The organism is Pseudoglutamicibacter albus (genome assembly GCF_022346425.1).
Lineage (GTDB): Bacteria > Actinomycetota > Actinomycetes > Actinomycetales > Micrococcaceae > Pseudoglutamicibacter > Pseudoglutamicibacter albus.
In genome coordinates this window covers 63,864-71,608 of record NZ_JAKRCW010000013.1, presented here as the reverse complement: position 1 = coordinate 71,608, position 7,745 = coordinate 63,864, and the positions used below count along the sequence as shown (strand labels likewise).

Here is a 7,745-nt window from a genome sequence, read left to right as displayed (position 1 = left end):
ATCGCGTATGCCCGGGGGATGCGGCCGGCGCGGCTGGAATGCATCCTCGTGGACACCGAGCCTGAGCGGACCGCCCGGTTCATCGACAGCTGGGAGGAGGCACACCTTCCGGTCCCGCTGACGGTTCTTGCTTCTCCGTACCGCGATGTCGCGGGCCCGCTCGTGGATCACATCCGGCGGATCAGGGCAGAGAAGCCGCGGGAAATCGTTGCGGTGTTTGTTCCGGAGTACGTGGTTGAGCACGCGTGGGAACGGCTGGTACACAACCAGGTTGTTGCACGGTTGCATTCACATCTGCGGCTTGAACCGGGGATTGTGATCGCTACAGTTCCGTGGCAGATCGGGTTGGAACAAGATATCTCTGATTCAACTGCCGGTCAGGTCGGTGCCGCACAGGAAGGTTCCTAAGCATGACTGATAATGACAATGAGCTGTCACAAGCCGAGCCGTCACCGGTTGAGCCGTTACCGGTTGAACTTGACCTGGTGCTGACGGGGATCGCCCACGGCGGTGAGTCCGTAGGGCGCGCCGATGATGGCCGCGTGGTGTTCGCCCGTTACGGGATTCCGGGGGAGCGGGTCACCGTGCGGGTTAGCAACCCGGACCCCGAGGCTCGCATGTGGCGCGGCGACGTCGTAGCCGTGCATGAGGCCTCCCCGCACCGTGTCCCACACGTGTGGCCGGCAGCCGACCCGCTCGGCCGCGGCACTACAGAAGCGGGCAGGGTGGCCGTGCCGGGCGGTGCGGACTTCGGGCACATCGACTTAGCTCATCAACGCGAGCTCAAAACCCGCATCGTGGCAGAACAGCTAGCGCGCATCGGCGGGATCGACGTCAACGAAACCGAATACAGCGGCGTGCTACCGCCACTGACCGACACCGCTGGCGGGCTCGGCTGGCGCACCCGCATGGCCTATGCGATCGATGAACAAGGCCGCATCGCAATGCGCCAAGCCCGCAGCCACGCACTCATCCCAACCCCCACCATGCCGCTAGAACACCCGAAACTTGCGGCGCTGAAACTCGGCGAGGTTGATCTGACGGGGCTAGAGAAGATAGAGCTCGCCGTCTCCAACACCAACGAGCCACCCCTCATCCTCGCAGTACCCACACTCACCGAGACCGGGGAAGAAACCCGCGCAGCACGCTCAGCGATCAAACGGCTCACCAACCACATCGCTAGCAACACCACCGCCAACCAAGACCACGATGCGCCAGCCGCCTCGATCGCTCTGCTCAACCAGGTTGGGGGAGCAGCCAGCGACGGCCGCGGCCGCGTCGAACGCATCACCGGCCGCACATGGCTCATCCAAACCGTGCTCACCCAATCCGTGCCCATCCAATCCGTGCCCACGCAAACAGCCCAGACACAGCTGGCGCAGAGACAGACGGGCCAGAGACAGACGGGCCAGAGACCAACCGCCGGCTCCTACAGCTACCGGGTCACAGGCGAAGGGTTCTGGCAAATCCACAGCTCCGCGCCCGAAACCCTCATGCATGACGTCATGACCTATGCCCAAGCCCAACCTGGGCAACGCTGGCTCGACCTCTACGCAGGAGCAGGACTGTTCACCGCCGCGCTCGCCGATGCGGTAGGGGAGCGCGGCGAGGTTATCTCGATCGAAGGCGCCCCAGGAACCCACAGGGACGCCAAACGCAACCTCAAGGACGCCCCACAAGCCCGCATCGTGCAAGACCGAGTCGAACGCGCCCTCGCACAGCTGGGCCACAACGGTGGCGGCGGAAGAAATCGACGCCACCGCAACGCCAGTATCGACGGCATCGTGCTTGACCCGCCGCGGGCCGGGGCAGGCAAGTCAGCGATCAGCCGGATGCTCGCGCTCGAGCCGGGCCGCATCGTCTACGTCGCATGCGATCCCGCGGCATTCGCGCGCGATGCACGCCAGCTGGTCCGCGGAGGCTACCGGCTCGAATCTCTCACCGGCCGCGACCTCTACCCGCATACCCACCACATCGAAACCATCGCGCTCTTCACCCCAACCCCATAGCCACCCGGCAATGTGTCTGCCCGCACGCGGCTAGTTTGTGTCACAGAAACCAAACAGCCCGAGCGAAACGGTAGGCTTAGACATAACTGCGTTGAGCCGAACGGCGCCAACACCAGCGCCGCCGCTCATGACAGATCACTTGCGAGAGGAGATCCATGACAACCGTGGACAGCTTCGGCGCCAAGGACGTACTCAACGTCAAGGGCACCGAATACGAAATTTTTCGCCTGGATGCCGTAAAGGGCTCTGAGCGTCTTCCATTCAGCCTCAAGGTCCTGCTTGAGAACCTGTTGCGTACCGAAGACGGCGCGAACATCACCAAGGAGCACATCGAGGCCCTTGGCAACTGGGATCCAAAGGCACAGCCAAACACGGAGATCCAGTTCACCCCAGCCCGCGTCATCATGCAGGACTTCACCGGTGTCCCGTGCATCGTGGACCTGGCAACCATGCGTGAAGCCATCCAGGATCTGGGTGGGGACGCCAAGCGAGTCAACCCTCTCGCACCAGCAGAGCTGGTTATTGACCACTCCGTGCAGATCGACAAGTTCGGTAACGAAGCCGCGCTCGAGCGCAACATGGAGATCGAATACGAACGCAACGGCGAGCGCTACCAGTTCCTGCGCTGGGGCCAGACCGCGTTCGATGATTTCAAGGTTGTCCCTCCAGGCACCGGTATTGTCCACCAGGTCAACATCGAATACTTGGCACGCACCGTCATGACCCGTGAGGTTGACGGCGTTGTCCGCGCATACCCAGACACGTGTGTTGGTACTGACTCTCACACCACCATGGTCAACGGCCTGGGTGTTCTGGGTTGGGGTGTTGGCGGTATTGAGGCTGAGGCCGCGATGCTCGGTCAGCCGGTCTCGATGCTCATCCCACGCGTTGTTGGTTTCAAACTCTCGGGCGAGATCCCAGCTGGCGCGACCGCTACCGACGTGGTGCTCACCATCACCGAGATGCTGCGTAAGCACGGTGTTGTGGGTAAGTTCGTTGAGTTCTACGGCAAGGGTGTTTCCGCTGTTCCGCTGGCTAACCGCGCGACCATCGGTAACATGTCGCCAGAGTTCGGTTCGACCGCGGCGATGTTCCCGATCGACGAAGTCACCCTGGACTACCTGCGCCTGACCGGCCGCCCACAGGAGAACATCGACCTGGTTGAGGCTTATGCCAAGGAGCAGGGTCTGTGGCATGACCCAGAGAACGAGGCGGAGTACTCCGAGTACCTCGAACTTGACCTCTCGACCGTTGTTCCGTCCATCGCTGGCCCGAAGCGCCCACAGGACCGCATCGAGCTGACGAACGCGAAGGAGCAGTTCCGCAAGGACATCGAGAACTACTCCGATGGCCGCGATCAGGCTGGCAAGGGCCGCCCATCGGCAGCAGTGGATGTGAAGATGGACGACGGCCGCGAGTTCACCCTCGACCACGGTTTCGTCTCGATCGCCTCGATCACGTCCTGCACCAACACCTCCAACCCATCCGTGATGCTCGCGGCAGCGCTGCTGGCACGCAACGCGGTAGAGAAGGGCCTGACCTCCAAGCCATGGGTCAAGACGTCCGTGGCTCCAGGCTCCAAGGTTGTCACCAACTACTACGAGAAGTCCGGCCTGATCCCGTACCTCGAGAAGCTCGGCTTCTTCGTGGTCGGCTACGGTTGCACGACCTGCATCGGTAACTCCGGCCCGCTCGAGGCAGAGATCTCCAAGGCTGTTCAGGACAACGACCTCACCGCGGTTTCGGTTCTTTCCGGTAACCGTAACTTCGAAGGCCGTATCAACCCTGACGTGAAGATGAACTACCTGGCGTCTCCGCCGCTGGTGATCGCTTACGCGTTGGCAGGCACCATGGACTTCGACTTTGAGAACGAAGCCCTGGGCCAGGACAAAGACGGCAACGACGTCTTCCTGAAGGACATCTGGCCTAACCCAACCGAGGTTGAGAAGGTCATCTCTGAGTCGATCGACTCGGACATGTTCAAGAAGGACTATGCATCCGTCTTCGACGGCGACGAGCGCTGGAAGTCCCTGGACACCCCTGAAGGCAACACCTTCGAGTGGGACGCAGAGTCCACCTATGTACGTAAGCCTCCTTACTTCGAAGGCATGGGCGAGAAGCCAGAGCCAGTTGAAGATATCGAGGGCGCACGCGTTCTGCTCAAGCTCGGTGATTCGGTCACGACCGACCACATTTCGCCTGCAGGTTCCTTCAAGTCTGACACCCCAGCCGGTAAGTACCTGCTGGAGAACGGTGTTGAGCGTAAGGACTTCAACTCCTACGGTTCCCGCCGCGGTAACCACGAGGTGATGATTCGCGGTACGTTTGCGAACATTCGCCTGCGTAACCAGCTGCTGGATAACGTCGAAGGTGGCTTCACCCGCGACTTCACCCAGGCTGACGGCCCACAGTCCACCGTGTACGACGCGGCTATGAACTACAAGGAGCAGGGCACCCCGCTCGTTGTTCTGGCTGGCGCCGAATACGGTTCCGGTTCGTCCCGTGACTGGGCTGCGAAGGGTACCGCCCTTCTGGGTGTCAAGGCAGTCATCGCCGTCTCCTACGAGCGCATCCACCGCTCCAACCTGATCGGTATGGGTGTTCTGCCGCTTCAGTTCCCTGAAGGCGAGTCCGCTGAATCGTTGGGCCTCACCGGCACCGAGACCTTCGCAATCGAGGGCATCAGTGAGCTCAACAACGGCTCCACACCTAAGACCGTCAAGGTCACCGCTACCGGTGAAGACGGTAAGGAAACCACCTTCGATGCAGTGGTGCGCATCGACACCCCAGGTGAAGCTGACTACTACCGTAACGGCGGTATTCTGCAGTACGTTCTGCGCAACATCGCCGCCAACAAGTAACTCACTTGAGGGCACAACTGGCTGGCGTGGTGGCAGGCTAAAGCAAGTGAGCCCGCCACCATAGAGCCGGTACCGCTCATAGGTAGCGACGCTCATAGGTAGCGACGCATAGCAGTGGGATGGCCCAAGCTACGTGCTTGGGCCATCCCCGCGTTTAAGCGCTGTGTTCATTTGGCAGTCATATTCAAGCTACCGGCGGGCTAAACTAGTACGGATGCCTATCAGCCGCGCCGCTTGCCTTGCGGGTTTTCGGCTTGCGGCAATTTAGACAACAGAAGTGGAGGACGAGCCGGGTGCCACACCTCAGCAGCATCACCTCGCCTGAAGATCTGCGAGCCTTGGATCGGGAAGAGCTGATTGATGTCGCGGAACAGATTCGGCAGTTCCTCATCACGCACGTAGCAAAAACCGGTGGACATCTAGGCCCTAACCTTGGCGTTGTCGAATTGACGATGGCGCTACACCGCGTTTTCGAGTCCCCGAAAGACACCCTCGTGTTCGATACGGGGCATCAAAGCTATGTCCATAAGTTGCTCACGGGCCGCCAGGATTTTGATCAGCTACGCCAAAAAGGTGGTTTGTCTGGCTATCCTTCGCGTGAGGAATCTGAGCACGATGTCGTGGAGTCCTCCCACGCCTCAAGCTCGCTTTCGTGGGTTGATGGAATCTCCCGTGCCCGAGTACTGGCGGGTCAAGACGACTGCTGGACTGTGGGTGTGATTGGCGACGGCGCGTTGACTGGCGGTATGGCGTGGGAAGCGCTCAACAACATCGCAGGCGATGAGCGCCGGAAAGCGATCATCGTGGTCAACGATAACGGCCGCTCGTATGCACCGACGGTGGGTGGGCTCGCTAAGACTATGGATGGCGTGACCGCTCAGGTGCGTAAGAAGATCGACCAGGTGCGGGTCTCACGCAAGTATGTGCAGACCATGCGGTTCTTGAAGGAGAAACTCAAGCACGGCAACGCGTTCCAGCGAGGAACCTATAAGTCTCTGCATGCGATCAAGGAGTCTTTCAAGGACTATTGGGCAGCGCAGCCGATGTTCGCTGACCTCGGTTTGAAGTACATTGGCCCGGTCGACGGGCACTCGATTGAGGATCTTGAAGACGCGTTGAAAGCCGCTCGGGCGTTCAACGGCCCGGTTCTGGTGCATGCGCTGACACAGAAGGGCCGCGGCTATGCACCGGCCCGTGAGGATGAGGCGGATCAGTTCCACACTGTCGGGGTGATCGACCCAGAGACGGGTCTGCCGGTCAAGAAGTCTGACGCGCAGAGCTTCACGGATGTGTTCGGCTCTGAGATGCTCGCGCTTGCTCGAGAGCGTGAGGATATCGTGGCGATCACTGCGGCGATGCTTCAGCCGGTTGGCTTGACCGCTATGAAGCAAGAGTTCCCTGAGCGGGTCATTGACGTAGGCATCGCCGAGCAGCACGCGATCGCTAGTGCCGCTGGCCTTGCTTTCGGTGGGGCGCATCCGGTGGTCGCGTTGTATTCGACGTTCATGAACCGGGCGTATGACCAGTTGCTGATGGATGTCGCTTTGCATCAGGCGGGTGTCACGATCACGCTGGATCGTTCGGGAGTCACGGGCCCTGATGGGGCGAGCCACCACGGCGTGTGGGATATGGCGTTGGTTCAGTCGATCCCTGGGCTGCGGCTTGCCGCCCCACGGGATGCTTCGAGCCTGCGTGAGCAGTTGCGGGAAGCGGTGGCGGTGCAGAACGCTCCGAGTGTGGTGCGTTTCGCTAAGGGTGCAGTGACTGAGGAGTTGACGCCGGTGCGCCGCACCGAAGACGGCGTGGATGTTTTGGTTGAGCCGGCTGAGGGCCAGCGCGATGTGCTGTTGGTTGGTATCGGTGCGTTGGCTCCTATGGCGGTCGAGGTCGCGCAACGGTTGCGTGAGCACGGGGTTGGCGCGACGGTGGTGGACCCGCGCTGGGTGCTTCCGTTCGCCCGTAGCATCGCTGACTTGGCGGCTGAGCATCGCTTGGTGGTCACGCTTGAGGACGGGATCCGAGCCGGTGGCGTGGGTTCACGCTACCGGCAAGAGATGCGCGCTGTGGGCGTGGATACTGGCTTGAACGAGGTGGGTGTGCCGGATCAGTTCTTGGCGCACGGAACCCGGGAGCAGATACTCGCCGACGCGGGTATCACGGTCGATGGCGTGGTGAGCCAGGTCCTGGAATCCATGCGTGGCGAGCGGGTGCCTCGAGCACGCGAAGCCGACGCTGCGGAAGCTAGCACGGCGGAGGCTGAGGCTACCGCCGTGGACCACGGGCGGCGCGAGTGAAGGCGGGCATCCCGGAAGGTTTAGCCCGCAACCCGGAAGACGTTGTTGTGGGCGAACCTATTGTGACGCGTGCGTGGAAATTCGATGGTTCCCCGCATTGGGTCACGTATGGAATGTGCTTAGGCCAGGATGAGCATGGTGTGTGGGTGTATCAGCCCCAAGGGATTTTCGTTTCCAGGCCCGGGGTCGCGTTCTTCGCCCATGAGGATGCTGTGGTTTTGGTTCCAGGCACCGGTGAGTGGGTCGCGACCTTCTATCCGGGCGGGCATCGTCGTGGCTTGAAGCTGTATATCGATGTGTCCACGAGGATCGGATGGCGTCGCTTGAGTGATGGCGGCTGGGAAGTCAACTCGATTGACATGGATTTGGATGTTATCGACCGCACTACGACTGGCGTGTATCTTGATGACGAAGACGAGTTCGCCGAGCACCAGGTGAGCATGGGCTATCCGCGGCAGTTGATTGCGGCGATGTCACGTGAGGCCTCCGGGCTCCTGGAGCAAGTGGGACAGAAGCTGGCTCCGTTTGATGGACGTGTTGAGGAACGGTTCGCGCAAGGGCGGGCCATGGTCAAGGCTTAG

At 61.1% G+C, this 7,745-nt stretch carries 4 protein-coding genes and 1 pseudogene; all 5 read left to right on the top strand.

What is annotated here, in order from left to right; genetic code table 11:
* Positions 1–408 (top strand): annotated as a pseudogene (locus MHJ63_RS08360) (DNA-binding protein); the annotation flags it as partial.
* Positions 409–410: 2 nt separating this feature from the next.
* Entirely contained in the window at positions 411–2,009 is a 1,599-nt protein-coding gene (locus MHJ63_RS08355; protein ID WP_239447079.1) for a class I SAM-dependent RNA methyltransferase, read from the top strand.
* Between the two features lie 155 nt (positions 2,010–2,164).
* Positions 2,165–4,870, top strand: coding sequence for an aconitate hydratase AcnA (gene acnA / locus MHJ63_RS08350; protein WP_239447077.1), 2,706 nt, complete (start codon positions 2,165–2,167; stop codon positions 4,868–4,870).
* A 293-nt stretch (positions 4,871–5,163) separates the two neighbouring features.
* A complete protein-coding gene (gene dxs / locus MHJ63_RS08345; protein ID WP_239447068.1) occupies positions 5,164–7,164 on the top strand; it encodes a 1-deoxy-D-xylulose-5-phosphate synthase in 2,001 nt (666 codons plus the stop codon).
* Positions 7,161–7,745, top strand: a complete 585-nt coding sequence (locus tag MHJ63_RS08340) for a DUF402 domain-containing protein (RefSeq protein ID WP_239447059.1) — start codon at positions 7,161–7,163, stop codon at positions 7,743–7,745. The genes dxs and MHJ63_RS08340 overlap by 4 nt, the downstream gene beginning before the upstream one ends.

What these genes read in the sequence shown, in the direction of transcription:
- MHJ63_RS08355 (WP_239447079.1), top strand. Translation starts at nt 411, where the DNA reads ATGACTGATAATGACAATGAGCTGTCACAAGCCGAGCCGTCACCGGTT.
- acnA (WP_239447077.1), top strand. Translation starts at nt 2,165, where the DNA reads ATGACAACCGTGGACAGCTTCGGCGCCAAGGACGTACTCAACGTCAAG.